Origin of the sequence: Paenibacillus eucommiae, from assembly GCF_017874215.1 — a bacterium.
Classification (GTDB): Bacteria; Bacillota; Bacilli; order Paenibacillales; family NBRC-103111; genus Paenibacillus_AI; species Paenibacillus_AI eucommiae.
The window spans coordinates 24,593-51,591 of record NZ_JAGGLB010000033.1 but is presented as its reverse complement, the minus strand read 5'-3'; the positions used below and the strand labels follow the sequence as shown (position 1 = coordinate 51,591).

Genomic DNA, 26,999 nt, shown 5'->3' with positions numbered 1-26,999 from the left:
TTGAATTCAGAAGATCCGGGAGGTCATTTTATGTTGAAAAAATCGGTGCACTTTTTGATATTGTCTTTGCTGGCTGTAAGCCTGCTCTTGAGCGGCTGCGGTACTACTCCTGCTGAAAATGCCGGAAATAATGGAACGAAGGAAACTGCGGAGGGAAGTCAGTTGAAGCCTTACGAGGTTGCCATTGCGTTCTGGGGAAACAGTCAACGGGATATGGAGCTGGTGGAGAAGGAAATCAATAAAATCACAAAAGAGAAAATCAATGCTACCGTTAAACTGAACCGGATTGAGCCAGCAGCGTGGACTCAGCAAAAAATCCTTATGCTTGCCGGAAATGAAAAGGCAGATTTGATCTTCACCGGGGAAGACCAATATATTTCTGAAGTTGCACAAAAGCAGCTGCTGCCTCTGGATGATCTGCTGCAATCGCACGGGAAAGATATTATTGCGGCATTCGAGCCCGAAGTGCTGGCAACCTCCAAAATTAATGGCAAAACCTACGCGGTACCGAGCATTCGGGATTTTGCTTCATACCCAACGATTCTGATGCGTACGGACATGCTGGAGAAGTACAATATTGACGTGAGCGGTGTGAAAACGCTGGATGATATGGACGCAGTTTTCCAAAAGGTTAAGGAGAATAATCCTACTTTTAATCTGCTGGGTAAAGCGACTGCTGCAGCTTCGATCGCGTATTCCCATGTTATCACTACTGTCGACCCGCTGGGAGACATGGTTGGGGTGCTGGTTGATCTGGATCAGCTCAAAGTAGTCAACCTGTATGAAAGCGATTATTATGCGGATATGGTTAAGACGCTGAGAAGATGGTATTTAGCAGGGTATATTCCTAAAGATGCTGCAACAAGCAAACAAACCGGAAGAGATTACATGCAGGCCAATGTTGGCTTCGCCACAGTAAACAAAGGAAAGCCGGGAGTCATTTCACAAACATCCCAGCGTGTGGGAGTGCCTATAACAGAAGTGAAATTTGGGCCTCCAAAAACCGATACGGTAGCGATTACTAACGCCATGTTTGCCATTGCAGCTAATTCCAAAAACCCTGAGCGGGCGATGATGATGCTGAACTTGATGTACTCTGACAAGGATATCGTCAACCTTTTGGCTTGGGGAGTTGAGGGCGAGCATTATGCCAAACAGCCGAACAATACGATTAACTTCCCGGCTGGAGTGGAATCCTCCCAAATTGGCTACAATCTGAGACAAGGCTGGATGTTCGGCAATCAGCTGTTAACGTATCCTTGGGCAACGGACGGCCCGGATATTTGGAAGGAGATGGCGGAATTCAACAAGAGCTCCAAGAAATCGGCAGCACTCGGATTCATGTACAATCCGGCTCCGGTCAAGACCGAGTTGTCCGCGATCAACAATGTAATTCAGCAGTATTCCATGGGCCTGGAAACAGGAACGCTCGATCCTGACGAAACCCTGCCGAAGTTTATTGCTGCTCTGAAGTCGGCCGGTATCGACAAAGTAATCGCAGAGAAGCAGAAGCAGCTGGATGAGTGGGCGGCGAGTAGTAAGAAGTGAGACGTGAGGAGTGGAGTAAGGAGTAGGAGTAAGGAGTAAGGAGTAAGGAGTAAGGAGTAAGGAGTAAGGAGTAAGGAGTAAGGAGTAAGGAGTAAGGAGTAAGGAGTAAGGAGTAAGGAATAAGGAGTAAGTAGTAGGTAGTAGGGAGTAGGGAGCTTTAAGTAGCAAGTAGCAAGTAGCAAGTAGTAAGGAGTAGTAAGGAGTAGGGAGCATTAAGTAGCAAGTAGTAAGAAGTAAGGAATGAGACGTGTTGTGAGGCTGTCACGGAATTGCTAAGCATGTTTTGGTGAGGTTGGGTGAGGTTTGAGAAAGTTTGAGAAGGTTGAAAAGTTTGAGAGAGCATTAGAAGATTCGGAAGATCTAAGATGATTCGTGAAGATTTCAGAAGATCCGGGGGACCTGGAGGATCTGGAGGATAGACTCTTCCTGCGTCTCCCAATTTAAAGTGGCTTCTTTCTAGAAGATCGGGGCGATTACAGGTCAAGGTGGAAAATTGGTGTAGGCATTGGGTGGCACAGGGCCATTTAACGATGAAAAACATCACTAAATGGCCAAGTTTCCATAAATGTCATCTGTTAGTGATGAAAAACATCGTTAAAGTGATTCTGCACATGCGATTGCACATGCGTTTACGCATATGTTCGCGCATATGTTTGCATTTGCATATGCTTTGATGCATGTTTTTGCATATGCTTTTGTACAAGCCATTTGCAAATGTTTTTTGCGTGCTCAAGTTTCCACTTTTATTTTAGAGGATACTTGATAATAATATCTAATTCTTTCAATCCATCATAATAACAATAAGTATGGTCAGCTCCAGCTATGCATAGAATCCGCCTTCCTGGATGTTCTTTGATCGTGTTTTTGATTCTTTGGACCATAATTTGGTTTCGACATATCCATCTGAAAATTTGCGACTCTGGATTAATTTCGTACAGCCATTTATACTTTTGTCTTGCAAGGTCGTCGTATGGTTTCGAGTTGAACGGTATGGGAGTGACATTCCACACTGCTTTTTGCTTTTCGAACCAATCGGCAGATTTCTGTTGCAGCTCTTCCTTTTGCCTACCTTCAAATTTAATAAACGGGTCGAAATCATGCCACACATCGAGCTCAAACCAATCTACGGGTGAAAATACGATGTTATTTTGTTCGCAAAATGGAAATATCCAGTCATAATACAGACCTTCTGCTTCTCCCCAGAAACCTCGCTTGCTTTTGTCAGCTAAATAAATATTCCAAGTGTTCGGATGTACTTCTCCACAAATGACATCGGGCTGAAACTCTGTTATCAGATTAGCATAAAGATCTACATGACAGTTAAATCCCTCTATCTCATACATGGAACCCAAAATACCAACTATGGTCATCGTTACGTTAAAACCTCCCAATGTGCCCACATTTCTGGCGGGTTTAATTCGTAAATTTCGTTTTCCCTAAACATAAATTGATGCATAATAAATTCCCTGCGTAATGTAGCGAAATCATCATGAAAACTCATAATGAACTCATTGATTTCTTTTTCCGTGTACTTTTGACCTTTGTTTAAGCGGGAAACTAAATGTTCTAGGACGATTAGTTTCTTCTTGAGTTGAGCGGGTATGTGCTTTAATCTACCTTCTGAGGTTATGAAGTTTTTAATAACAGAATCCTTGAGGCGTTTGTTTTTCTCATCCAAAACATCCACAGCTCCTTTTAGATTTACATTTTTGTAGATTAACTCCTCCGCAGCAGTAGCATTCTTTTTAATAAAGTAGTGATTTAAAGAAAAGAAGATCGTGTTTTTATCTCTTCGCTCATTAATCAGGCTCGCTTCGCGCAGCTTTGTGGCATGATGGGTAATTGTAGCCGGGGAGATGCCTAATTTTTCTGCCAAAACCTGACCATTCAGTTCTCCTTCAGCAAGCAAAATTAAGATTTTGATCCTTGTTGGATCTGCTAGCGCCTTATGGTAATTAACCACTTTATCCAACTGCATGGGTGAAATACCTCCAAGTATAAAATTGGTTTATCTGATTTAATGTTTATCTAATTAGATATTAATCTAATTGGGAGGGGATATCAACTACATAATTTAAAAAAAATGTTGTTTTTTTCTTTGGTATTGTCAATTTATGGGCCATCTTTTTAGAAAAGTCTAAGAGGTATATACGGTCGCACTAAAAATTGAAAATTCCTCTTTGAAGAAATAAATATTGCTTTGTAGGTAAATATTATTGCTTTATGAAGTAAAAAATATTACTATATAAAGTAAATGTGGATGAAACCTATGTGAGAAGAATTAAATAAATAGACCCTGCTATGAGGAAGGTGATTAAGAATGGAACCTTTTTTTATCGTTATTAGTGGAACCTCTGGTTCAGGAAAAACAACTCTATGTAAAAAACTTGCAACATTACTTGGAAACGACTCCGTATGCCTTTCTTTTGATGAATATTTTGCCGCCTCTGAGTTTAACCTTATCATTTGGTATACAAACGGAGCGAATCCGGATGAAGTCAAAAATGCTCAACTGTTAGAGGACTTGCATTCATTGCGCACTGGGAAAAATATAAAGAATATTACTACAGGAGAGACAATCAAGCCTTCAGCATATATCTTGCTTGATGAACCCTTCGGCAGGGGACGGTATAAGACTGAAAACTTAATTGATTTTTCTGTTCATCTTGAGCTTCCTTTGGAAGTCTCGCTTGCTCGAAGAATACTTAGACACTTTGATCCAAGTGTATCAATCGATTATCAGGTTAAATCTGCAAATGATTATTTGACGGCTTATCTGAAGCATAATCTGAGAGATTTTTATGTAGCGGTTAATGCTATTGCCTTGGAGGATTGTGATGTTTCATTAGACGGAATGAAATCTACAGATGAATTAGCGCTGGAAGTGGTGGGGTTATTGTCCGAAATTAAAGGAGGAAAAGAAAATGGCCACTCATTATATTAAACCGGAACGAAAATCTTTACACGGATCATTTTCAAAAGATTTATTGCCTTTATTGACTATTGATTCTGGAGATACAGTTCAATTTGAAACACTTGATATGGGGTGGGCCCTTGAGCCATGGAAGAAACCGGGGATTCCGAAAAGATTTGAAAGAAAACAGCCAGAAGACCAAGGTCATGCAATATGTGGGCCTGTATACATACGAGATGCCGAATCCGGTATGACTCTTGAGATAAAAATAAATCATATTCGCACCGGCACCTGGGGATGGGCTTCCGCTGGAGGTTTCCCACCAGAATTAAATGATCGACTAGGTACTGCTGGTGATGAATATTTTATGCATTGGAAGCTCAATGCTGATAAATTAGAGGGAATAAGTGAGTATGGACATAAGATAAAATTAAAACCTTTTATGGGGATTATGGGGATGCCTCCAAATGAAGCGGGATTACACGCCACATTACCACCAAGATACTGCGGAGGAAATATCGATTGTAAAGAGTTAACTGCCGGAAGTGTACTGTATTTGCCAATCGCGGTAAGCGGTGCTTTGTTTTCCGTAGGAGATGGTCACGCGGCGCAAGGAGATGGGGAGGTAGCCATGCCAGCCCTGGAATGTCCGATGGAAATAGTAGACCTGACATTTATTTTGCATGCCGATATGAAAATTAAAATGCCAAGGGCTCATACAGCGGATGGTTGGATTACTTTTGGGTTTCATGAAGATATAAATGAAGCAACGATGATTGCATTGGATGGCATGCTTGATTTGATGGAAGAGCTGTATAAATTTGAGCGAAAGGAAGCTTTAGCGCTGGCAAGCTTAGTCGTTGATTTAAGAATTACGCAAATTGTAAATGGAGTAAAAGGAGTGCATGCCGTACTTCCTCATCATAGTATTGGTAAAGTTTAAGTGTTGTTAAAAAGAGGACGCCCGAAGTCAATTGACTTTCAGGCATCCCTTTTCTTTTTAAATGCATACTTATTATTTACTGCCCAGCAGCTTAAGAGCTGCCGCGAGGAAAACTTTTACGCCGATTTGCAAAGATTGTTCGTCGATCGTAAATTTGGGGTGATGATGCGGATATGTGATTCCTTGCTCCTGATTTCCGGCACCAATGTTAAAGTAAGTACCTGGAGCACAGGCCAGGTAAGCTGAGAAGTCATCGGCCGACATGCTTGGTTTAATGGTGTATAGCGCCTCGGGACCGAACAATTCGACGACCGTGTCGGCAACGATCTGCGAGACATCCTTGTCGTTAATAAGCGGACGGTAGCCCAAGACATAGTTAAGCTCGTACTCCGCTCCGTGGGCTTGTGTAATTCCGCCAATGATCTGTTTCATAAGTCGTGGAACTTCTTCACGAAGTAGCGGATCCATACAACGAACAGTCCCTGTAAGCTGGACGCTTCCTGGAATGACATTGTGGGCGTGACCGCCAATAAATTGGGTCACAGATACGACAAGCGGGTTCATCGGATTCGTATTTCTTGATACGATGTGCTGCAGATTGGTGACCACCTGGGCACCGATAGCTATTGTGTCGACCGTTGTATGCGGCTCAGCTGCGTGTCCACCTTTGCCCGTTATCGTAATATGGAACGTGTCGGGGGAAGCAAGCATAGCGCCTGCAATGACGCCCACCTTGCCAACCTCAACTGGCGATTGCAGATGAGCGCCGATAACCCAATCGACACCCTCCATGACGCCTGCAGCAATCATATCATCTGCGCCGCCCGGAGGCAGTTCCTCCGCATGCTGAAATATAAAACGAATTTCACCCTCGAGCTCATCTTGATGCCCGGATAAAATCTTGGCGGCGCCAAGAACAGTAGCCGTATGACCGTCATGACCACATGCGTGCATGACACCGTCATTCGTCGAAGCAAAGGCAAGGCCTGTATCTTCTTGAATAGGCAGTGCATCGATATCCGCCCGTATGGCCAGTGTTTTGCCGGGACGGCTTCCAATCAATCGTGCCAATACACTTGATGAAGTGGGCCTTGTGACGATGAGATTTCCGAAGGATTTCAAAGTATCTTCAATGTATTGGGCTGTTTCATTCTCTGCAAAGCTAAGCTCCGGATGCTGATGCAGGTAGCGTCTCCATGCCACAACCTGTGGTTGAAGTGTTTCGGCTTGTACAAGTAATGGCTTAAGCTCAAGTGTCATGGTGCGTACCTCCTTATCGCAAATCGAGTGAGTGGTAAATTCAGTTAACGATGTTTTTCATCGTTAAAGCAAGGGTTTCCAGGTCATTCAGCCACTTTAATGATGATTTTCATCGCTATATGTGCACGGATGGCCCCTTTGGGCGGATAAAAGGGATTTTAACGATGTTTTTCATCGTTAAAGTAAGGATGTGGAGAGGACCTGATGTTTTAACGATGAAAATCATCGTTAAAGCAGCAGATCCTCTCCGTTGTTCGTTCTGGCGGGGCCTTTCTTGGTGTCTGTTTGAGCTTGGTGTTCGTACGATTCGTAAGATTGTAGCTAAAGAGAGAATGGATGTGGGAGGAAGAGCGGCAGCGTCCGCCTTTAAAGATTTGTTCCTACCTCTCTATCTATTCGATTCAAGGGAACAAATCTTTAACAGCGGCTGGAGCCCACATCCATTCTCTCACCAACACACCCAAGTCCCGAATATGCTCCTCAAAGGACACGCCCGAGAACGGTCAGCTTCTCATCTATGAGGAATGGCCGCCTGTATCCGCTCAATCTGCTTCAAATGGGTTTCAACGTGGCGGACAATAAACACTTCAATAATATGCCTTAGGCTGTAGGCGTGAGTATCTTCCCAGCCGCATTTCTCCCAGGTCTTGTCGTCTAAGCGGTTGAGTAAGAGAGCATTATAGCGGGTGACAGCTTCGTAGATGGCGAGAAGCTCCTGCATTGTCATGCTGTTCGCCTGCTGAGCGGCTACCCACTCATCGTGGGCGTAAGGCAGCAGCTCTGCATGTGACTCGGTAAGCAGCTGGCGAATCCGGAATGAATTTACCAGGTTGGAATCAACAAGATGAGATACGACTTCTGTAACGCTCCATTTGTCAGGAGCGGACTTCCATTGCAACTGTTCGTCAGTGAAACCGCTCACGGCTTCACTGATTTTGATATACGTATGCTGATATAACTTAATAGAAGAGGGCGGACTGCTTTTGCTATTGTTAGTCTGCATGCTGTTTTACCTTGCGCTGTAAGCAGCTTTATTGCGCTCGATCTGCCCCAGGTGCTCATTTACATGATTGCAGATGAACTTATCAATAATATGAGCGATTGAAATCGGCTCATTCACCTTCATCCCTACACGCAGCCACTGCTCTTCACTAAGCTTGCGCAGCAAGATAGCGTTATAACGGGTTAAGGCATCGTAGACGTCCAAAATTTCGGACAGTGCTATTTCGTTAAATTGCTGCTGGCTGACCCAATCATCGTGGGCGAACGTAGCGAGCGGTGAAACGGGCTCAGAGATGATTTTACGAATGCGATAGGAATTGACGATATTGGAATCGACCAGGTGGCCGACGATCTCGTTGATGCTCCACTTGCCAGGACCCGGCTGCCATACAAGCTGCTCTTCGGAGAGCCCCTGTACAATGCTGCGGATTTTCGTTGCTGTTTGCAAATAATTTTCGATCGAACCTGCTCTATCTGTAGTTGTACTCATTGCTTAATCCTCCTGCTTGTTGATCGTTATCTGTGATTTATCAGTGAGACTCCCGACTGTTGTTCCCGACGGCTATTATTTACGTGATTCCTCGAAAAAGGAATTGTCATAAACTTTGCTAACGTCCAGCTTTTCTTTGATTGTGCCGGATTCCAGCAGGATGTCCGCTGTAGATTGGATGGCATCAGCAATTTCCGGAGAGATTGGCTCATTGATGTAGTGGGTGTTTTCAAGCAGAGTTTTCACCAAAGCCTTGTCCATCTTCTTCTCGGTTGCAAGAATGTCAGCAGCTTCATCGAGGTTCTGGCCTACCCAATCAACGGCTTTCTGGTACACCTTCAAGTAAAGGGCAGTAAGATCGGGATGATCCTTCAGGAATTTATCGCGGCCGATCATAACGGCAGGGGCGATGAAATTCATTGTTTTGACACTTTCAACGATGCGGGCACGGTTAGCCGCGGTTTCAGTTGTGACGAATGGATCCCAGATGCCCCAAGCATCCACTTGCCCTGCTTGGAACGCAGGATTAGCTTCGTCGGGCTGCAGCTGTACGATATTCACATCGGACTCTTTGAGGCCGTTTTTCTGCAGTGCTTTAATCAGGAAAATATGGGCGGATGAGCCTTTGGCAACAGCAATTTGCTTGCCTTTCAGATCAGCGATGGATTGAATAGGGCTGTCCGGTTTAACAACGACACTGTTCTGGTTTCCTTCAACGCCAGTTACGGAAATCACAGTGAAAGGACTGTTAGCGGCTTTACCCGTTACAACGGTGCCATCACCAATGAATGAGAAATCTACACGGTCGGATACGAGACCTTCCAGAAGGGGAACACTACTCTGGAATTCGTTCCATTGCACAGTTGCATTTGCTTTCGTAAACTCTTCTTCGAACCAGCCCTTATTCTTGGCGATGGTGAGCAAATTCAGTCCGCCGTTAATCGCGATATTGACAGTAACCTTTTCAGATGAGGCGTCCTTTTTGCCGCATGCTGCCAGGCTTAATAATCCAATCATTAAGGCTAGTACGAGTAAGCCTGTTTTCAGTAATCTGCGGTGGTTCACTTTGTTCATTTTGCATTCTCCTTCGGGGTTTGAAAATCTTTTTGATATTTGTATTGTATTATTTCCGAGTAATCTAGTAAAATAACTATGAATTATAGATGTATAACCAAAAGTTATGTAACGGAGGGTTAAGCATGAATATTGAGCAATTTGAATATATAGCCGCGATAGCAAAAACAGGATCCATATCGATAGCGGCGGAACAACTGCATGTCAGTCAGGCGGGCGTCAGCAAATCCTTGTCCAAGCTTGAGGAAGAGCTCGGCATGAAAATATTCAAACGATCACGTCTCGGAACCGAGCCGACGGAGCGGGGCAAGATCATTATCGAGAAGGTGAACGAGATTCTGACACGTATTGAGGAAATCAAGGAAGAATCGCAAATCCAGAGCGCGTTAATCGAGGGAGAGGTTCGTTTCTCTGCCGGCCCGAACATCGTGACTATACTTTCCAAGTCCATTATATCTTTCAAAAAGGATCATCCCAACGTAAGATTGGCGATTACGGCCAAGAATTCGGAGGCGATTGTCCAGGACCTCAGGGAGAATCGTACCGATCTGGGACTTATTTATTTTGACAACCACAAGCCAGAGGACGTAAAGGATTTAACGTTGACCAAGCTGCTCGATTCACGAATCGTCGTCTATGCCGGCAAGCGATCTTCCCTAGCCTCAAAAATTAGCGTTACTCCCCAAGAGCTGCTTACGCAAACGTTCGTCAACGCGGACAACAATTATTCGAACTGGTACATCCATGATTTCATGAACAAGTATGGCCCGGTTAATATTATTTTCACTTCAAACAACGTGGACATTCTGAAAAGAACGATCGCAGAGGGCGTAGCCATCGGCATATTCATAGAGTTCAGCATGAAAAATGATCCATTAGTTGCTAGTGGTGATATTGTGTCCATTCCGCTTGTAAATCATGAGCCCAATACAATTTCACTCGGATGGGCCAGGCTTACGAGCAAGCATTTCTCGATCGCCCAGCGGGAGTTTCTGAAGTATCTAATCCGCGAATACAACAATTTTAAATAATTTTGACTGGGAAAATTATCCAATATGATTATCACAAGGAGCGTATTGACATTTATTTTAACTGTCTGATAAGATTCTCCTTAAATTCAAACAAGCTTAACAGGGAGACAGCGGGGGGACTCGAAATGGCAGCAACAGCTTTGGAAATTAGCCAATTAAGCAAGACGTTCCGTTCTGCGGATACGGTTACGCATGTGCTTGATAAGATCAATATCAATTTGCAAAAAGAAGAGTTCGTTTCGATTATCGGCCCAAGTGGATGCGGCAAAAGCACGCTGCTGAAAATTGCAGCAGGCCTGGATGTCGACTACGAAGGCTCCGTTCAGCTTAACGGCATGAGGATTACGGGACCAAGCAAGGAAAAAGGATTTATTTTTCAGGAGCATCGCTTGTTCCCTTGGTTGACGGTGGAGAAAAATATAGCAGCTGATCAATCCTTGAAAGATCAAGGCGTGAGGAGCCGCGTTGACGAGATGATCGAGCTGGTTCGGCTTACAGGCTTCGAAAAGGCATACCCCAAGCAGTTGTCTGGCGGGATGTCCCAGCGGGTAGCCATTGCCCGTGCGCTGCTAAGGCATCCTCAAGTGCTGCTGCTCGATGAGCCCTTTGGCGCACTGGATGCTTTTACCCGCAATCATATGCAGGAATCCCTTCTGGATATATGGCGGCAGAACAAGACTTCCATGATGCTGGTTACCCATGATATTGACGAAGCTATTTTCCTGTCTAATCGTGTAGTTGTTATGGATGCACGCCCAGGCCGGATTAAGGCTATTATTCCTGTAGATCTGCTCTATCCAAGAAATCGGATAAGCCCGTCTTTTCAGGAGCTTCGGGCACAAGTGCTCAGCGCATTGAACCATGTTGAGGATGATAACATCAGCTGGCACATTTAATGACTTAAGAAAGTGAGGCTATTCCATCCATGTCTAGTAAAGAAAGAGTCATCCGCCTTGTGCTGGGCAGCTTGATACCGGTCGTGGTGCTGGTCGTATGGCAGGTTGCGGTCGCATTAGAACTGTTGAACCCGATGTTATTTCCAGGGCCGATCTCCATTTTTCGTGATTTCTACGACATGATTATGTCAGGTGAATTATTTCATCACTTGGGCATAAGCGTCATGCGGGCGATGGTGGGGTTTGCGATCGGCGGCGCATCCGGGCTTGTTGCCGGAATCGCGGTCGGGTTGTTTCGACGCACGGAGCACATTATGGATCCTACTATCCAGATGCTTAGAACGGTGCCCTTGTTGGCTGTTACGCCATTGTTTATTTTGTGGTTCGGATTCGGCGAGCTTTCTAAGGTGTTATTGATTTCGATGGGAGCTTTCTTCCCGCTATATGTAAATTCATTCCTTGGAGTCCGGAACGTGGACGCTAAGCTGTTCGACGTGGCCCGCGTGCTGGAGTTCAGCCGGTTTCATCAAATTACGAAGGTTATTCTTCCGGCGGCAATGCCTAATATTTTGCTTGGAGTGAGGCTGTCGCTTAGTGTGTCCTGGTTGTGTCTTGTTGTCGCAGAATTGATGGGTGCTGATCAAGGGATTGGTTATTTGATTCAGGATGCCCGCGCATACTTGCGCACAGGTGTTGTATTTGTCGGAATATTTATTTTCGCGATCGTGGGCAAGCTGACGGACTCCTTGGTACGCATTCTTGAGGCCCGATTACTTAAATGGCAGGACAGTTACCGGGGATGACGGTGAACCCTCTTAGAAAAGCATACTCAGCTGCGATATTATACGCCGTCATCATCGGGTTCTCATTTATTTTCGTCAAGCTTACATTGGCTGTCAGTCATCCGGTCGATATGCTTGCACATCGCTTCACGATCTCGTTCGGAATTGCCTTACTCCTTGTATTCGCGGGGAACAATCGTCCGCGGTTCAAGCTGGGGGATATACTCAGGCTGCTGCCGTTAGCTATTTTCTATCCATCCTTGTTCTTTGCTTTTCAGGCTTATGGTTTGTTCTATATTTCCTCCTCGGAAGCGGGAATTATTCAAGCAACGATTCCGATCCTGACGATGATAATGGCCGCTTATTTTCTGAAAGAGCATTCCACTCTTTTGCAAATCTCGTGCATCTTTCTGTCAGTGTTAGGTGTTGTCTATATATTTGTAATGAAGGGTGCACATATGAGTCCCGGAGATTTCAAGGGCTCTGTTTTTATTCTCCTATCGGCTCTTTCATCGGCAGCATATAACGTAATAGCGCGGAAAATGAGCCGGAAATATCGGGCAATGGATATCACGGTGATGATGATGGGTATCGGTTTTGTTGTGTTTAACAGCATGTCCATCGTCCGTCATGTATCCGAAGGATCGCTTGGACAATACTTTGAGCCCTTCGCCGATCTTACTTTTGTGGTGTCCATTATTTACTTGGGCGTCATGTCTTCCCTCGTAACCTCGTTCCTGAACAACTACGCCCTGACCTACATGGAAGCGTCACAAATGGGTGTTTTCATCAATTTCTCCACGCTAGTGACAATAGCTGCGGGCGTTGTTGTGCTGAAAGAGCAGCTAGCCTATTTTTATTTCATCGGGGCCATATTTATTATTGGCGGGGTGGTTGGAACCAACGTGCTGGCTCTTAAGAAAGCAAGGTTGTTGCAGGATCTAGGAGGAAGTAAGAGGGAGTAGGAGGAAATAAGTGGAGGTATCAACTGATCCAGATCTGATCCAGACTTTTTTTACAGATGGAAACCTGTACTCACAAAGAACGTATATGAATGTATTCATAACAACGTGAGGTGTAGTGCATTGCCAATTGAGAAATTAAAAATGGAAACCTCAAAAGGGAAGTTGCAATATAATATTAGTGGAAGCGGCAAGCCCAATATTGTTTTGATGAACGGCGGTTCGGGACCCATAGAAGGTTGGATGAAAATACTGCCAGAAATTTCGGAATTGGCTTCTGTTTTTTCCTATAATCGTTTTGGTGTTACTAGTAGTGATATGCCGAAAGAACCTCAAGATGGATTAGCGATTGTGGAAACTTTACGGGAGGCATTAACAATAGTAGGATTTGATCCTCCATTCTTGTTAGTTGGACATTCATTAGGGGGATTATATGCCAATTTGTATGCCCGGCTTTACCCCAAAGAAATTGCAGGAATTGTCTTTTTAGAATCCAGCCATCCGAAAGATATACAGCTTGATAAATATCAAGGTAGGGTAGTAAAAGCAATTAACAAGATGCTCGCTATGTTTGATTCCTTGTCTTCACATAAACAATTCAATGAAGTTAATTTTGTAAAAAGAACTGTTGATCACATCCATAAAATAGACCATTTTCCCGAAATACCTGTACATGTGGTTACAGGAGGGAAAGAAAATCGTATGATGCCAGAGGAAGCTCGTAAAAAACGATTGGAGAATCAATTGGATTTACTCTCGTTGTCAAAACGCAGCAAACACATTATCGCTAAAAAAAGCGGACATTTTCCTCAATTATCAGAGCCAAGAGTCGTCATTGATACTATCAAAGAATGTGTGGAACAAATAAAACAAACAAATTAGTAAGGAAAGCCCAATTGATTCTTCACTGAAGAAATAATTGGGCTTTTTTACAGTGCTATAGGATAAGAGAGATTACTTAACGATGTTTTTCATCATTAAAGTATGTGTGCCGGGACAATCCGTCGCGTTAATGATGATTTTCATCACTAAAAGAGGACAGATGGCCTCTTTGGGTGGTTAAAGCTGCTAGCTCCTTTCATCGTTTGTTCCAACTATCTTTCAAAGGTATGATGCGGTTAAATACAAACCTGTCATCAGATGTGAGTTTCGTATCTAAGCAAAAGTAACCGTGGCGGAAAAATTGGAATTTTTGTGCTATATCCGCATGCTGGGCGAAGGGCTCCAGCAAAACGTCCTTGGCAATAACCCGCGAGTTCGGGTTGATCAGATCAGTCCAATCCTTGCTGTTATCCTTGGGAATGTCTTGATCAAGCAGCAGATTCTCATACAGATGAACGTCAGCTTTTACGGCATGTTCCGCAGAGACCCAATGAATCGTCCCTTTCACCTTACGCCCGGTAAATCCGGTTCCGCTCTTTGTGAGCACGTCATAGGTGCAGCGAAGCTCCGTAATTTCGCCTGTTTCCGGGTTCTTGATCACTTCTTCGCACTTGATGAAATAGGCGCCCTTCAGCCTTACCTCTGCTTTCATACTCAGCCGATGATAGCCCTTAGGTGGTTGCTCCATGAAATCATCCCGCTCGATATAAATGGTTCTGGCAAAAGGAACCTCTCTTTTCCCAAGCGCTTCGTTCTCGCTGCTATTTTCAATCATTAACTGCTCCACGACATCCTCCGGATAGTTGGTAATGACGACCTTTAGAGGCTGCAAAACTGCCATGACGCTAATCGTTTTTTCTTTTAAATCCTGCCTGAGGCAATGATCAAGCAGCGAGATGTGTATCGTGCTTTGGGTTCGGATGCTGCCAATCTCCTCAATAAAGCTGCGTATGCTTTCCGGCGTGTAGCCTCTTCTTCTTAAGCCGCGGAGCGTTGGCAATCTGGGATCATCCCAGCCGTCTACGTAACCTCCCTCTACCAGCTGCCTCAAAAACCGTTTACTTGTCACAACACCCGTCAAGCTCAGCCGGCCGAATTCCCTTTGCCGCGGAGGCTCGGAGATCCCAAGTTCCTTTAATACCCAGTCGTATAGAGGGCGGTGGTCTTTGAATTCAATGGAGCACAAGGAGTAGGTGATGCCTTCAATCGCATCTTGAATAGGATGAGCAAAATCATACATCGGATAGATGCACCAGTCATTTCCCGTTCTGTAATGCTCAGCATGGATAATTCGAAAAATAACAGGATCACGCAAGTTGATATTGGGTGAGCCCATATCGATTTTGGCGCGAACAACCTTGGAGAAGGCAGGAAAGCCGCCATTTTTCATTTTCAAAAAAAGCTCGAGGTTTTCCTCGATAGATCGGTTTCTATAAGGGCTGTTCCTGCCTGGCTCCGTCAAAGTTCCGCGATGCTCCGTTATCTCCTCAGGTGTCAAATCGCATACATACGCCTTTCCTTGCTTAATCAAGGTGACAGCGGCGTTGTATATTTCTTCAGAGTAATCCGAGCCGAAGTAGATATGAGTTCCCGGATCGTAGCCGAGCCACTGTATATCTTCAATAATCGCATGTACATACTCGATATCTTCTTTGAGGGGATTCGTGTCGTCAAAGCGTAAATGAAAGGTTCCGTTAAATCTTTGAGCTATTGTAAAATTCGTGTGTATGGCGTAGGCGCTTCCTATGTGAAGATAGCCATTGGGCTCGGGAGGAAATCGCGTGCACATATCCCTGCTGAAGGCGCTAGCTTCAAGTTCCTCACTGATCAGTTTAAGTAAAAAATTGTCCGCGTGATGCTCTTTTTCAGTATCCAATGCCGACTCCTCCTAATGATCTAATAAGTGATAAAACAGCAAAAAAACTTCACCTCCAAGACCTCGTGTCTTGGGGACGAAATTATCGCGGTACCACCCCAGATTCATTAATATGTCGCCATATTAACCTCTTCAAGTACGGCATTGCAGGCAATGCTTATACTCTAGCTCAATAACGGGAGCTCCCGTCACGCAATCCCCAATAATGGTTCCTGCATGCTGCTCAGAGACTTGGTTCGGGAGGATGCTCTTTACTCCTTTTCAGCTGCCGGAGCTCTCTGTACAAGAACGTTGTTCCCTACTCTTCTCATCATCGCGTTTGAATATTGCTTAATAATAACAAATCATACTCTTTTTTGTAACCATTGTCTACGGTCGACTGATCCGGTGTGATCAATCATTTAAATTTGACACCCAGTACAATCATTAGATCATATACTATCAAATTAGGGAAGATTTTATGCAAATAAAGGAGAGAATATAATTGACGAAATTGACGAAATTGACGTTGGAAGTAGCCAAGGCTTTGCTGCATTATGCTGAACGTAAGGCCAAAGAGCTTGGTATATCTGAGGATATTGCGATAGTCGATGATGGTGGTCATTTAATCGCCTTTCACCGGATGGATGATGCAAGACTGGCTGGTATCGACATCGCTCAAAATAAAGCATGGACAGCCGTTGCGATGAAAATGCCTACTTCAAACTTGGCTAAATCGGCTCTTCCTAATGGGCCCCTGTACGGTATAAATACGACAAATCAAGGGCGTGTAGTTGTGTTAAGTGGTGGAATTCCTCTTGTGAGAGAAGGGAGGATCGTTGGGGCTATTGGTGTTAGTGGCGGTTCTGGTGAGCAAGACGTAGCAGTCGCCAATGCAGCTGTTCAGGCCTTTGAGTCCTATGCTCATGCACGCATTGGGACTGCTAATAATTTTATGTGACTTTTAGTAAAAAGTGCATTGCTTCAGCACCTGTTAGTGCAACGAAGGCTGCCATTTGCTTTGGCAGCCTTCCAGCAACCAAAAAAGTCGAAATCGATTCCCAGAACCTCTCCCTCGATTACCCCTCTGTTTTCTCTGATCTCGCTAATCCGCACCCCTTTACTTTGCAAATCCGATAACAGCTTCCAGATATCCGCTGCTTCAAAACCAATAACGACAGACATCCTTCGCTGGTGTAATTCTGTCTCACAGAGAAAAATAGACGGGCCTGAAGGAAGGGCAAGAATAGTCATTTTATTGTCCGGTCGTTTCCAATGTACCTGGAATCCCAGATTACTAATGTACCATTCAGTAGATTCCTCAAGATTTTCCATTTATCTTTATCAACTATATAGTCGGCATCAAACATCTGGAATAGGCAGCTTAAATATTCAAGTAAAGGGGACAAGAGGGCACAATTAATCATCGTTACGGACATCAGAGAGCTTATTTACCGTAATTCCCCTAATGTAGGAAAGCTTACGGACATCAGATCCCTTATTTGGATAAAAAGGAGCCCATTTACCCTTATGCAAGGCTAATAACGTACCTCATGTCCGTAAGATCTAAAAAAGACCTTAAAACCCGCAGATAACGTACCTTATGTCCGTAAGCTGCTTTTGATTTGCTCTGTCCCCGTTTGCACCCGTCTCTTTCGCATTCTAATTCTTTGTTGCCGACTATATAGTAGGTTATGAGGCGCGTAAATATGGGACAATCCCTAGCAAAAAACGGGAGACCCTAGAGAGCGTACAAAATCTTTTAGCTTGGAATAAAAAGTATAACAATAACTCTTTGCCTCATTTTATGCTAAAATGTGAATACAAGGATAAGATAATTACTGTCGATGATACTGCCGATGTTCTTAAAGTTTTTGGTTTATTGACCTGACGGATAAGCAAGGATGTGAAAAATATGCTAAAAGAAAAAATATTAAGTAAACAGACCGGTATATTAACATATGGCATGACACCACCAAAGGAAACGAATACGCCCGAAAAGATTGCTGAAATCTCGCAAAAACAATGTGAGAGACTTCAAGATCTTGATATAGACGCCTTAATTCTTTACGATGTTCAGGAGGAATTCGATAGAATAGAAGAGGAAAGACCTTTTCCATATCTGCCAACTATTGAGCCCACCACTTACAGTAATGAGTATTTGAACCAATTGAACGTTCCTAAAATTATTTATCGTTGCGTTGGGAAGTATTCCGAGACACATTTGACGGATTGGATAAAGGCTGACACGGATCAAGAAAGGTTTTCGGTGTTTGTAGGGGCTTCTTCTAGTAAACAAGAGGTTAAATTAGGGCTAACAGAAGCTTATAATTTAAGCAAAAGTTTAAATGATAACTTAACCTTCGGAGGAGTCGTCATACCTGAAAGACATATGAAAAAGCATGATGAGCATTTAAGAATGGTGCACAAGATCAACAATGGATGTGATTTTTTTGTTTCACAGGCGACCTATAATGTTGAGGCTTCAAAAAATTTCTTGTCCGATTATTACTATTATTGCAGAGAACATGGATTGGAAATGGTGCCCATTTTATTCAATCTTGCACCTTGTGGTTCCCCGAAAACTTTGGAATTTATGAAATGGTTAGGGATAAGTATACCAAAGTGGCTAGAAAATGATTTAAATAACTCAAATGATGTATTGGATAAATCGATAAGACTATCTCAAAAAATCTTTGAAGAAATCCTGGATTTCGGACTCGATAAAGGAATACCTATCGGCTGCAGCGTTGAAAGCGTATCGACCAGGAAGGTTGAAATTGAAGCGTCCATACAACTGGTTAAAGACATTCAATCAACTATTACAAAAAGGCTGAAGCCTGCCGTTGCAATCTAATTTTGATGATAGTAGTATTGGAGGAGGGATCTACGTCAAGTAGGTTCCTTTTTCTTTTTGTCAAAAATAAGAAAAAAAGCGAGTATACCCATAGATACTATACCACCTAGGAATCCTAATGCCATATCTTTTTGCGTATCATAAATATCGCCTTGCATTCCAACAAATTTTTCTTCTCCACCTGGGCCAGCCATTAAAGCACCGAGCATTTCAAAGATCTCGAAAAGCGCGCTGAAACTGAGTATTACGACAACTGGCAGAACATATAACCAAATCCGTCTGAGCTTAAATTTGGATTTGAATATTTCTAGGAATGGAAAAGAAAAGAATAATCCGAAGGCGAAATGAACGACTCGATCGTAGTAGCTTCTGTGTGTATGGAAATTTGTTTTTAGCCATTGGTCAAGCGGGGTGCCTTCATATGTATAATGTGCCGCATAAGTATGAAGACAAAAGAAAATCAGCATCAGCAGATAGGACAAGTTTGAAAAACGAAACTTCTTATATGTGAAGACAAGGATAAGGAAAACCACGACAAGCGATAGGCTATAACCAAACCATTGAGTTCGATCAGTGGGCGATATGGCCATTACTCCAAAAAATATGATGAAAATGAAGATCATCACTTGTAAAGATTTATTTTTAGTGAATGGAATGTCTGCATTTGTCCACTTTCGATTAGATGCCATGGAAATCGACTCCTTAAATTGATGACAATAGGTTCCCCAGTTTTAGCCAAAAGTACTCGCTGGAATACCTTTCACAAGGATTCAAGAGCAAGAAAAAATCCCACTCAATGAGCAGGATTCCAAATTAAATTTATGCGTTAACAGTTTCTAATCTCTTTAATTGAAGCGGAGGAGGAATTAGCCAACCTTTTTCCTTATTTATCTGGAGTAATCTAAGGCCAGATGCTGCTTTAGTGAGATGGTACTTAGCAAATAAAGCACCAATATCCTCTCTAATTGATTGGCCCATCGCCTGGCTACAAGCAACGAGTCCAACAGAAATATCTGCCGAAATTTTAGCGGCTATTTCAGGATCAGTAAACCTTGCGCCAGCTGGGATGTCTTCGAGCTTTACTTGTGGTCTCTCAGGTAATGTTGGTGAAGGAGCAATCCCGTTATCAGTGAGCAAGGTGTCGCATTCTTTAATTTCTAGCTTAGCCTGATCAATAAGATCACCCAGTACTTTTTTTAGGTCTTTATCTCCAGCGTGATTTAAATATGCTTGATAGCAGGATACAGCGCCTTTTGCTACTGTAGACGCCATCCATACACTAGAGATTTCCCCATAATGCATGGGTTCATCTTTGGGATTACCGCTTAAAATGCCCATTTAATTAATTGCTCCTTTTTTATCATAATTTACACAAAAATTATTATCTCCAGCAGCACAGAATTAATGTAAGGCTGAGTTCTCAAAATAAATTCTGAAAAAACGGGAGGGAAAGCATGCCGCGACTTAAATTCGAAATGTGGAAGGAGCGGCATGGCAATATCATGTTCTGATGCACAGTCGGAAAAGGTGGTTGTACTGATTCCTACTCAGGAATGATCGTATGCGGAAATTCAATGGAGAACAAGACGAAAATACGACCTGCTGATGCTGGGACTGACTTGGTGAAATTCCAAGGCCGACGGTATAGTCCGGATGGGAGAAGGTAAAGGACAACTTGTTAAAATTCAATTTTTTACAGGTCTGTTTGGCGATGCCCCGTTGATTGTACACGGGGGCATCGTCTCTTTCAGAAAGTTCAATTCAAAACATTCCACAGGAGGTTTTTGAATTGGAAAATGATTTTAAGCTAGGAGCTAAGTTTGCAAATTGGCACTCATCTGGCAACAGAGGCCTCAACGGGATCTGGTATGTGCGAAGGGATATGGGGAAGTGAATGGGTTGGATTCAAAAAATTCAGTACTTTTTTGCTACCGATGATGCTTGGAGGTGATTGATTAGTGGTGATGCAAAACTATGTAATATTATAATTGACCTATATGTTATAATATAATATAATACAATATGTAATAAAGCATATGCCAAATATTGAAAAGGGCATATGGTACGAGTCACGGCTTTGTAAATAACCTTCTGCTCAATGCATTGTTGATCAGATCTATTAATGGATAAGGGGGATCGACCATATGGACATTCACAAATTATTCGTAGTTTCCCATACCCATTGGGACCGGGAGTGGTATCAGGATTTTCAAAATTTCCGTATCCGGCTTGTTTATATGATGGATGAGCTTCTCGACACATTGGAGCAAGACCCGTCCTATAAGTACTTTATGTTGGATGGGCAAACCATAATCGTTGACGATTACCTGGAAATCCGGCCGGAACGAACGGAACAGCTTCTGGGGTTCATTCGGAAGGGACGCATTGAAGTCGGACCCTGGTACGTGATGCCCGACGAATTTCTCGTCAGCGGCGAGTCGCTGATCCGCAACTTGCTGCTCGGCTTTCGCAAGGCCCGATCTTGGGGAGTGGAGCCGATGAAATCGGGGTTCCTAAGCGATATTTTTGGCCATATCGGACAAATGCCGCAATTGCTGCAGGGGTTCAATATCGATAATGCAGTTTTGTTTCGTGGTTTCTACGGCGATGCGGATCCGTCGGAAATCATGTGGGCCAGTCCGGACGGCAGTGAGGTATTCGGGCTGAAGCTGGACGAGGACCGCAGCTACGGCGACTTTTTCTTCTTTATGCGTTGGCCGTTTTCAAGCAGGAAATACGAGCCGGCGGAGCTTGTCGATCGGGCCAAAGAGATGCTCGCCTACAAGGAACGACGTGCTACTGTTGGCATCGCGCTTGGGCTTGACGGAGTGGATCATATTGAAATTGAGCCCATGCTGCCATGGATGCTGGACGTTCTGAACAAATCCGGGCTGCCTGTGCAATTTGAGCATTCGTCGTTAAGCTCTTATTTGGAAGCGCTTCGAACGCATATACAGGATGTGCAGCTGAAGCGTTACATAGGCGAACAGCGCGATCCCGGTCATAGCGGCAATAACAACTGGACGCCGGCCAATGTACTGTCATCCCGTGTGCACTTGAAGCAGCTTAATCAGCGCTGCGAAACAACCATCGAGCGTTGGGCGGAGCCATGGGCGATATTCGGCTCCTTGGAAGGGTTGGAGTATCCGCGCGGTTTACTGTCGTTGAGCTGGAAATTCTTGCTGCAAAACCATCCGCACGATTCGATCAGCGGTTGTTCCATCGATCAGGTACACCGCGATATGCTGTTTCGTTTCGATCAAAGCTTATTAATATCCAATGCGGTGGCCGAGGAGAGACTGACGTATTTGACGAATCACATCTCGGTTGAAAGCTTGCTTGATGGCTGGAAGAAAGGCATCATTACGCTTTTCAATGCCTCCCAGCTCTCCATCGACGGTGTAACCATAATGGAATTGCGTTTACCGGGCGGCTCGGACGCCTTGATCCGATTGCCGCATTTGATGGGAACGTCATTCGTGATCCGCGATGCAGACGGTGAAGAAGTGCCTTACCAGGTGCTGGACATTGAACGGGACAGTATACAGCGCCTTCGGCCGTATCGCGACATCCCGGGCGCTGAGACAGTCGACCGGTTTCGCCTTGCGCTGCATGCTAAAGTACCGTCATTCGGGTACGCCTCTTATACGTATGAACAGAACGAGATGAAGCTGCCTGAGCATGGCCAATACGACGCTCCGCAGCTATCTGTTCCAGTGCGCTATCCCGGTTCGATGCAATCGGACGTCCATACTTGGGACAACGGGTGTTACGAGCTTAAGATCCGGTCTGACGGTACGTTCGACCTGACCGACAAGAAGACGGGAAAAACGTATTGCGAATTGCTGCAATTCGAGGATGAGTCGGACACCGGAGACGGATGGAGCCACGTATCGGCGGCTGTGAACTCCACATACACCAGTTATGGCAAACAAACGCAGATCTCTGTTGTACAGAACGGTCCTTTCGTCGCGATGATTCAGATCGAAGCGACGCTTGACGTTCCGGCGGAAACGCAGTTAGGCGCGGTAAAGCGCTCAACGAGCCGTCTGTCATTGCCTATCCGAACGACGTTGGAGCTGCGCAAGAATGACCCGCTGCTCCGGATCCGGACGATCGTGCGTAATGAAGCGCGGGACCATCGGCTGAAAGCGGTATTTCCGACAGGCATCCGTTCGGAAGCCTATATGACAAGTACTCCTTTCGAAATGGTTGAAAGACAGATCGACCGTCCCGACCGTTCGAAATCGCTCAATCCCGACCGCGAGACGGTACCGCATAACGGACTTATTTATCTCCAGGATGACGAAGCCGGATTTGCTCTATTCAGCAACGGCTTATATGAGGCAGCGGTTCGGAACGACAAGAGCCGGACCCTTGCGCTGACCTTGTTCCGGAGCACCCGGAGAGAAGTGCTGACTGACGGGGGCGACGGAGGACAGCTGCTGGGCGAATTATCCTTTGAATACGCGATACGTCTCTTTGGTCAGGATGAGAAGGCAGGACTATTCGCGGAAATGCTGCATGAGAGAGCCGGAGCCCGTGCCATACAGCGTAATATAGAGACGCCCCTGTATGAAACCCCACACCGCAGGGAAGCCAATCTCCCGATGAGCCGCAGCTATATGGGAATTAACGGGGAGGGGCTGGTTATTAGCTCCATTAAATCGGCCGAGGACGATTCGGAGAGCGTGATCGTACGCTGCTTCAACGTAACGAACCATTCCGTTTCTGGCAGTCTGCTGCTGCCTTCCGAACCGGCTCACGCGGAGTTGGTTAATCTGGACGAACAGTCGGCCGGGCCGGTGGAATGGACGGGCAGCCAAGTGCGCCTGCAGGCAGGACCTTATCAAATTGTCACGGTCAAATTACGATTCCGTCAAGTTTGATCAGCCCGAGCTATACATGTCCACGGTTCCAGAAAGGTTAGAAATCTCTTTTTCTGTTCAGTCAAGGAGGGAAGCGTCATGTCACTGCGAAAGCGGTATTGGAAATACCGATTTATTTTCATTTTATTGTTCCCTACAATTGCCTACTTTTTGATTTTCTCCTACTTTCCATTTTATGGTATCGTCATCGCCTTTAAAGATCTGCAAATCTTTAAGGGGATTTGGGCCAGCCCTTGGGTGGGATTTAAACATTTCGAAACGTTATTTACATCGGCTAAATTCGCCCAGCTATTGAAAAATACTGTCCTTATCAGCGTTTACCGGCTGGTGTTCGGATTTCCCGTGCCGATATTATTCGCTTTGCTGCTCAATGAAGTGCGCATCATTTGGTTCAAGAGGGTTGTCCAAACGATAACGTATTTCCCCCATTTCCTATCATGGGTTATTTTTGGCGGAATTGTTTTCAATTTTATCGGTCCACAGGGAATTATTAATTTATTTTTGGTTAATGCAGGCATGGAGCCGATCGGATTCGTTACGAATCCCGATTATTTTAGACCGATTGCAGTCATAACAGGAATACTCAAAGAGTTTGGGTGGTCGGCTATCATTTATTTGGCTGCTTTATCGGCGATTGATCCCCAGTTGTACGAAGCGGCCAAGATTGACGGTGCGAAAAAATGGAGACAAATCTGGCATGTTACATTGCCCGGCATTCGATCAACCATTATTATGCTGTTCATCCTTTCCCTTGCTTCCATACTGGATGCGGGATTTGAACAGGTTTTCATCTTGTCGAATCCATCCGTTCTAGATGTAAGCGATATTATAGACACCTATGTATACCGGGTCGGCTTGTTGAATGCCAATTACGGACTCGCTACCGCAACCGGTTTGTTTAAAGGGGTTGTTGGTGCGGTGTTGATCATTACCGCCAATTTCATTATTCGCAGGACGGGGGAAAAATCCTTATGGTGAAAGGTACAGCCGCCCAACTCGATCACGATGAAAAAAAACTAATCAATTATCGGAGCAGCCTCGATCGCAATCCTTGGTGGGCACAAACGATAATTTATATAATTTTGTTGCTCTTATCGTTAATCACCCTGCTTCCTCTGGTGAATGTGTTGTCCATTTCATTAAGTGAAGCAGATGCCATCTACCGCAATCCGATGATGTTAATTCCGCACCAATTTACGATCGAAGCCTTCGAATATATATTTTCTACGCGCATCTTATTAACGTCGTTTGGAGTATCCGTTTTCGCTACTGTCATAGGAACGCTGCTCAACTTGATTTTCACGATCACCGGCGGCTATGCGCTATCAAAAACACAAATTCCAGGCTATAAATACTGGATGTGGCTGATCATCTTTCCAATGCTGTTTGGTGCGGGTTTAATCCCGATGTATATTTTGTTGAAAAACCTACATCTTATCGACAGCATATGGGTATTGGTTGTTACAGGCTTGGTTGCCCCGTTCTATCTCATTCTGATGAGAAATTTCTTTTGGAGCATTCCGGAGGAGCTGGAGGAGTGCGCCCGAATGGAGGGGGCTTCCGATTTTCGGATATTGCTGCATGTGGTTATACCGTTATCCAAGCCCGCGATTGCCACGGTCGGTTTGTTTTATGCCGTAGGACATTGGAACGATCTGTTTACGGGACTGTTTTTCATTAATGATAATACGAAATGGCCACTCCAGGTATTACTGCGTTCCATCATTATCGATATGAACGCCTTGAATACGAGGTCAGTCGGAGCCTTAACCAATGATGCGGGGCGGGTGATCGTTGCCGGCGAGAACATCAAAGCAGCGACGATTATTTTTTCCATCGTTCCGATTCTGATGGTGTATCCGTTCTTGCAAAAATATTTCGTTAAAGGGATTTTATTAGGTTCGGTTAAAGGTTAGTTCATTATGATGAATCTCCCCTAGGGGATTTCATAACAATTCATTTCATGAGGAGTGAACGAAAATGAGAATGAGGGTCAGAAGAAGCGGCAGGAGTATTTCGCTTTTGTTGGTGGTTGTTATGCTGGCTAGTTTCATGGCCGCTTGTACCAGCAATTCGGAAAACAAGAAAACGAATGTTCCTGAGGAAGGAGCGAATAAGGAAGAACAGGTTAAGCAGGAGCCGTATAAGTTTTCGTATCTTCGTCCGGTGTGGGGTGCGGCTACTTATACGAAAGGCGGGCCCTACGAGAAAGAACTATTTAGTAAAGCCAATGTTCAAATCGATACGCAAATCATTCCGATTACCGAATATGATCAGAAATTGAACACCATTATCGCTTCCGGAAATTTGCCCGATGTACTTTGGGCAGGGGGGCCTGCCAGTAAAACGTATAAAGATATGCAAGACCAGGGAGCGTTTTTGAAAATCAACGACTACTTGGAGAAATACCCCGCGATCAAATCGATCGTATCCGATACGACGTGGGACAACTTTAAAGACGAAAAGGGAGATATTTATTTTATTCCTCAGCCGATTTATCCGATCGCGGTGCAGTTCCTGTTCTATCGCAAGGATTTGTTCGATGCCTGGGGGATTTCCGAGCCCTCGACCATACAAGAATTCGAAACGGTTTTGAAAACCATTAAAGAGAAAGATCCCAAGATCATTCCACTGACGGGACAAGACGATTTTTGGGGATTGGGCGCACTTTCCACGTCCTTCGGGTTCTCGCATTATGCCTGGAATCCGTTGAAAAGCGATCCGAATACAATTGTTCCTTATTTCATTTCTGAAGAAAACATGAATTACCAGCTTTGGCTGAAAAGTTTGTATCAAAACGGCCTGCTTGACTCGGAATTTAACATTGCCAAAAATTGGGATCATTCCAAAACAAAATTTATGACTGGAAAGGCTGCAATTCTTGGTATTAATATGGGCTATTACCCTGAAATAATAGCTGGCTTGAAAAAGACCGATCCGAATGCTGAAATTGCATTTATGAAACCTTTAACAGGTCCGAATGGGGAAAAAGGAGGCGGTCGTCCGCTTGGCGTAAATGACCGCGGCTTTTATGTGAAAGCCAAAATTAAAGATCCGGACCGTTTTTTTGAATTTTTAAATTGGACGCTAACGGATGGAACAGAATTTAGACGATACGGAATCGAAGGAAAGACGTTCAAGAAAGAGAACGGAAAAAATGTACTCATTCCTGATGCGGAGCGAGAGGCCGATTACATTGCTGCGCAGATTGAACCGCTTCAATTTGTTGGTTTGGTAGCCGAGACGTTCGACTGGGAAAATCTTCGTATCCAATTTGAAAGTGCAGGAATCGGAGATCAGTTTGACTACGTCAAGTCGATGTTCCTGGAGCATGCTGAAAACGAAATGTACCCCGACTATCGAAATTATTCCATTTTCTCGCCGACAGAAGTAGAGAAAGGAGCACAGCTGCAGGCGGATTATTTGGGCAGCGTATTAAGCGGAATTGTAATCAATGACAAAATCACCAAAGAAACATGGTTGGATGCCATAGAAAAATGGAAAAAGGCCGGCGGCTCAAAAATTATTGAAGAAGTGAATGATTTACAAAAAATCAAAACAAAACCGCAATTCGATATTATCAAATAAGTAGGAAGCGATTGGAGGGGATCATG

General features: G+C 44.3%; 24 protein-coding genes and 1 other annotated feature. Of the genes, 14 read left to right on the top strand and 10 right to left on the bottom strand.

The window, feature by feature from the left end; translation table 11 throughout:
• Positions 1-30: 30 nt before the first annotated feature.
• On the top strand, positions 31-1,548 hold the full coding sequence (locus J2Z66_RS33650) for an ABC transporter substrate-binding protein (protein ID WP_209977162.1): 1,518 nt from the start codon (positions 31-33) through the stop codon (positions 1,546-1,548).
• A gap of 743 nt (positions 1,549-2,291) precedes the next feature.
• On the opposite strand, the gene J2Z66_RS33645 is transcribed toward J2Z66_RS33650, so the two are convergent.
• Entirely contained in the window at positions 2,292-2,918 is a 627-nt protein-coding gene (locus J2Z66_RS33645; protein ID WP_209977161.1) for a hypothetical protein, read from the bottom strand.
• Positions 2,919-2,920: 2 nt separating this feature from the next.
• The gene (locus J2Z66_RS33640; protein ID WP_209977160.1) at positions 2,921-3,526 is read right to left on the bottom strand and encodes a DUF2087 domain-containing protein; all 606 of its coding nucleotides are present in this window, start codon (positions 3,524-3,526) and stop codon (positions 2,921-2,923) included.
• A 342-nt stretch (positions 3,527-3,868) separates the two neighbouring features.
• Here J2Z66_RS33640 and J2Z66_RS33635 point away from each other — a divergent pair, with 342 nt between their 5' ends.
• Positions 3,869-4,492: an AAA family ATPase gene (locus J2Z66_RS33635; RefSeq protein ID WP_209977159.1), complete on the top strand. Its 624-nt coding sequence runs from the start codon at positions 3,869-3,871 to the stop codon at positions 4,490-4,492.
• Complete coding sequence (locus J2Z66_RS33630) at positions 4,473-5,405, top strand: acetamidase/formamidase family protein (protein WP_209977158.1); 933 nt, start codon at positions 4,473-4,475, stop codon at positions 5,403-5,405. Before J2Z66_RS33635 ends, J2Z66_RS33630 begins: the two co-directional genes overlap by 20 nt.
• A gap of 72 nt (positions 5,406-5,477) precedes the next feature.
• Here the strand turns inward: J2Z66_RS33630 and J2Z66_RS33625 are convergent, their stop codons facing one another.
• From J2Z66_RS33625 to J2Z66_RS33610, 4 genes are all read right to left on the bottom strand, one after another.
• On the bottom strand, positions 5,478-6,665 hold the full coding sequence (locus tag J2Z66_RS33625) for an amidohydrolase (RefSeq protein WP_209977157.1): 1,188 nt from the start codon (positions 6,663-6,665) through the stop codon (positions 5,478-5,480).
• Between the two features lie 511 nt (positions 6,666-7,176).
• On the bottom strand, positions 7,177-7,668 hold the full coding sequence (locus J2Z66_RS33620; RefSeq protein WP_209977156.1) for a DinB family protein: 492 nt from the start codon (positions 7,666-7,668) through the stop codon (positions 7,177-7,179).
• 6 nt (positions 7,669-7,674) lie between these two features.
• Positions 7,675-8,157, bottom strand: a complete 483-nt coding sequence (locus J2Z66_RS33615; RefSeq protein WP_209977155.1) for a DinB family protein — start codon at positions 8,155-8,157, stop codon at positions 7,675-7,677.
• Positions 8,158-8,232: 75 nt separating this feature from the next.
• The gene (locus J2Z66_RS33610; RefSeq protein ID WP_209977154.1) at positions 8,233-9,231 is read right to left on the bottom strand and encodes an aliphatic sulfonate ABC transporter substrate-binding protein; all 999 of its coding nucleotides are present in this window, start codon (positions 9,229-9,231) and stop codon (positions 8,233-8,235) included.
• 125 nt (positions 9,232-9,356) lie between these two features.
• On the opposite strand from J2Z66_RS33610, the gene J2Z66_RS33605 reads away from it, so the two are divergent.
• From J2Z66_RS33605 to J2Z66_RS33585, 5 genes are all read left to right on the top strand, one after another.
• Complete coding sequence (locus J2Z66_RS33605) at positions 9,357-10,262, top strand: LysR family transcriptional regulator (RefSeq protein ID WP_209977153.1); 906 nt, start codon at positions 9,357-9,359, stop codon at positions 10,260-10,262.
• 125 nt (positions 10,263-10,387) lie between these two features.
• Complete coding sequence (locus J2Z66_RS33600; protein ID WP_209977152.1) at positions 10,388-11,158, top strand: ABC transporter ATP-binding protein; 771 nt, start codon at positions 10,388-10,390, stop codon at positions 11,156-11,158.
• Between the two features lie 29 nt (positions 11,159-11,187).
• On the top strand, positions 11,188-11,961 hold the full coding sequence (locus J2Z66_RS33595; RefSeq protein WP_209977151.1) for an ABC transporter permease: 774 nt from the start codon (positions 11,188-11,190) through the stop codon (positions 11,959-11,961).
• Between the two features lie 2 nt (positions 11,962-11,963).
• Entirely contained in the window at positions 11,964-12,905 is a 942-nt protein-coding gene (locus J2Z66_RS33590) for a DMT family transporter (RefSeq protein WP_376774533.1), read from the top strand.
• A 120-nt stretch (positions 12,906-13,025) separates the two neighbouring features.
• Positions 13,026-13,784 carry an alpha/beta fold hydrolase gene (locus tag J2Z66_RS33585; protein ID WP_209977150.1) on the top strand — a complete coding sequence of 253 codons (759 nt, stop codon included), beginning with the start codon at positions 13,026-13,028 and terminating at the stop codon, positions 13,782-13,784.
• Positions 13,785-13,980: 196 nt separating this feature from the next.
• On the opposite strand, the gene J2Z66_RS33580 is transcribed toward J2Z66_RS33585, so the two are convergent.
• Positions 13,981-15,660 carry a glutamine--tRNA ligase/YqeY domain fusion protein gene (locus tag J2Z66_RS33580; protein ID WP_209977149.1) on the bottom strand — a complete coding sequence of 560 codons (1,680 nt, stop codon included), beginning with the start codon at positions 15,658-15,660 and terminating at the stop codon, positions 13,981-13,983.
• Between the two features lie 69 nt (positions 15,661-15,729).
• Positions 15,730-15,983: a binding site (T-box leader), on the bottom strand.
• 170 nt (positions 15,984-16,153) lie between these two features.
• On the opposite strand from J2Z66_RS33580, the gene J2Z66_RS33575 reads away from it, so the two are divergent.
• Complete coding sequence (locus tag J2Z66_RS33575) at positions 16,154-16,600, top strand: GlcG/HbpS family heme-binding protein (protein ID WP_209977209.1); 447 nt, start codon at positions 16,154-16,156, stop codon at positions 16,598-16,600.
• 23 nt (positions 16,601-16,623) lie between these two features.
• Here the strand turns inward: J2Z66_RS33575 and J2Z66_RS33570 are convergent, their stop codons facing one another.
• Entirely contained in the window at positions 16,624-16,974 is a 351-nt protein-coding gene (locus J2Z66_RS33570; RefSeq protein ID WP_209977148.1) for a VOC family protein, read from the bottom strand.
• Between the two features lie 580 nt (positions 16,975-17,554).
• Here J2Z66_RS33570 and J2Z66_RS33565 point away from each other — a divergent pair.
• Positions 17,555-18,496 (top strand): methylenetetrahydrofolate reductase, encoded by a 942-nt coding sequence (locus J2Z66_RS33565; protein ID WP_209977147.1) that lies wholly within the window; start codon positions 17,555-17,557, stop codon positions 18,494-18,496.
• 35 nt (positions 18,497-18,531) lie between these two features.
• Here J2Z66_RS33565 and J2Z66_RS33560 read toward each other — a convergent pair whose 3' ends face one another.
• Together J2Z66_RS33560 and J2Z66_RS33555 are read right to left on the bottom strand one after the other, a co-directional pair.
• On the bottom strand, positions 18,532-19,185 hold the full coding sequence (locus J2Z66_RS33560; protein ID WP_209977146.1) for a DUF2238 domain-containing protein: 654 nt from the start codon (positions 19,183-19,185) through the stop codon (positions 18,532-18,534).
• Between the two features lie 130 nt (positions 19,186-19,315).
• Positions 19,316-19,834, bottom strand: a complete 519-nt coding sequence (locus J2Z66_RS33555) for a DUF3231 family protein (RefSeq protein WP_209977145.1) — start codon at positions 19,832-19,834, stop codon at positions 19,316-19,318.
• Between the two features lie 806 nt (positions 19,835-20,640).
• Between J2Z66_RS33555 and J2Z66_RS33550 the strand changes: the two genes are divergently transcribed.
• From J2Z66_RS33550 to J2Z66_RS33535, 4 genes are all read left to right on the top strand, one after another.
• A complete protein-coding gene (locus tag J2Z66_RS33550) occupies positions 20,641-23,385 on the top strand; it encodes an alpha-mannosidase (RefSeq protein WP_209977144.1) in 2,745 nt (914 codons plus the stop codon).
• 78 nt (positions 23,386-23,463) lie between these two features.
• Entirely contained in the window at positions 23,464-24,363 is a 900-nt protein-coding gene (locus tag J2Z66_RS33545) for an ABC transporter permease (protein ID WP_209977143.1), read from the top strand.
• A complete protein-coding gene (locus J2Z66_RS33540) occupies positions 24,357-25,301 on the top strand; it encodes a carbohydrate ABC transporter permease (protein ID WP_209977142.1) in 945 nt (314 codons plus the stop codon). The genes J2Z66_RS33545 and J2Z66_RS33540 overlap by 7 nt, the downstream gene beginning before the upstream one ends.
• A 64-nt stretch (positions 25,302-25,365) precedes the next feature.
• Positions 25,366-26,973, top strand: coding sequence for an extracellular solute-binding protein (locus J2Z66_RS33535; protein ID WP_209977141.1), 1,608 nt, complete (start codon positions 25,366-25,368; stop codon positions 26,971-26,973).
• The last annotated feature ends 26 nt before the right edge of the window (positions 26,974-26,999 follow it).

Coding starts and splice junctions, on each gene's coding strand:
- J2Z66_RS33650 (WP_209977162.1), top strand. CDS start 31: ATGTTGAAAAAATCGGTGCACTTTTTGATATTGTCTTTGCTGGCTGTA.
- J2Z66_RS33645 (WP_209977161.1), bottom strand. CDS start 2,918: ATGACCATAGTTGGTATTTTGGGTTCCATGTATGAGATAGAGGGATTT.
- J2Z66_RS33640 (WP_209977160.1), bottom strand. CDS start 3,526: ATGCAGTTGGATAAAGTGGTTAATTACCATAAGGCGCTAGCAGATCCA.
- J2Z66_RS33635 (WP_209977159.1), top strand. CDS start 3,869: ATGGAACCTTTTTTTATCGTTATTAGTGGAACCTCTGGTTCAGGAAAA.
- J2Z66_RS33630 (WP_209977158.1), top strand. CDS start 4,473: ATGGCCACTCATTATATTAAACCGGAACGAAAATCTTTACACGGATCA.
- J2Z66_RS33625 (WP_209977157.1), bottom strand. CDS start 6,665: ATGACACTTGAGCTTAAGCCATTACTTGTACAAGCCGAAACACTTCAA.
- J2Z66_RS33620 (WP_209977156.1), bottom strand. CDS start 7,668: ATGCAGACTAACAATAGCAAAAGCAGTCCGCCCTCTTCTATTAAGTTA.
- J2Z66_RS33615 (WP_209977155.1), bottom strand. CDS start 8,157: ATGAGTACAACTACAGATAGAGCAGGTTCGATCGAAAATTATTTGCAA.
- J2Z66_RS33610 (WP_209977154.1), bottom strand. CDS start 9,231: ATGAACAAAGTGAACCACCGCAGATTACTGAAAACAGGCTTACTCGTA.
- J2Z66_RS33605 (WP_209977153.1), top strand. CDS start 9,357: ATGAATATTGAGCAATTTGAATATATAGCCGCGATAGCAAAAACAGGA.
- J2Z66_RS33600 (WP_209977152.1), top strand. CDS start 10,388: ATGGCAGCAACAGCTTTGGAAATTAGCCAATTAAGCAAGACGTTCCGT.
- J2Z66_RS33595 (WP_209977151.1), top strand. CDS start 11,188: ATGTCTAGTAAAGAAAGAGTCATCCGCCTTGTGCTGGGCAGCTTGATA.
- J2Z66_RS33570 (WP_209977148.1), bottom strand. CDS start 16,974: ATGGAAAATCTTGAGGAATCTACTGAATGGTACATTAGTAATCTGGGA.
- J2Z66_RS33565 (WP_209977147.1), top strand. CDS start 17,555: ATGCTAAAAGAAAAAATATTAAGTAAACAGACCGGTATATTAACATAT.
- J2Z66_RS33560 (WP_209977146.1), bottom strand. CDS start 19,185: ATGGCATCTAATCGAAAGTGGACAAATGCAGACATTCCATTCACTAAA.
- J2Z66_RS33555 (WP_209977145.1), bottom strand. CDS start 19,834: ATGGGCATTTTAAGCGGTAATCCCAAAGATGAACCCATGCATTATGGG.
- J2Z66_RS33550 (WP_209977144.1), top strand. CDS start 20,641: ATGGACATTCACAAATTATTCGTAGTTTCCCATACCCATTGGGACCGG.
- J2Z66_RS33545 (WP_209977143.1), top strand. CDS start 23,464: ATGTCACTGCGAAAGCGGTATTGGAAATACCGATTTATTTTCATTTTA.
- J2Z66_RS33540 (WP_209977142.1), top strand. CDS start 24,357: ATGGTGAAAGGTACAGCCGCCCAACTCGATCACGATGAAAAAAAACTA.
- J2Z66_RS33535 (WP_209977141.1), top strand. CDS start 25,366: ATGAGAATGAGGGTCAGAAGAAGCGGCAGGAGTATTTCGCTTTTGTTG.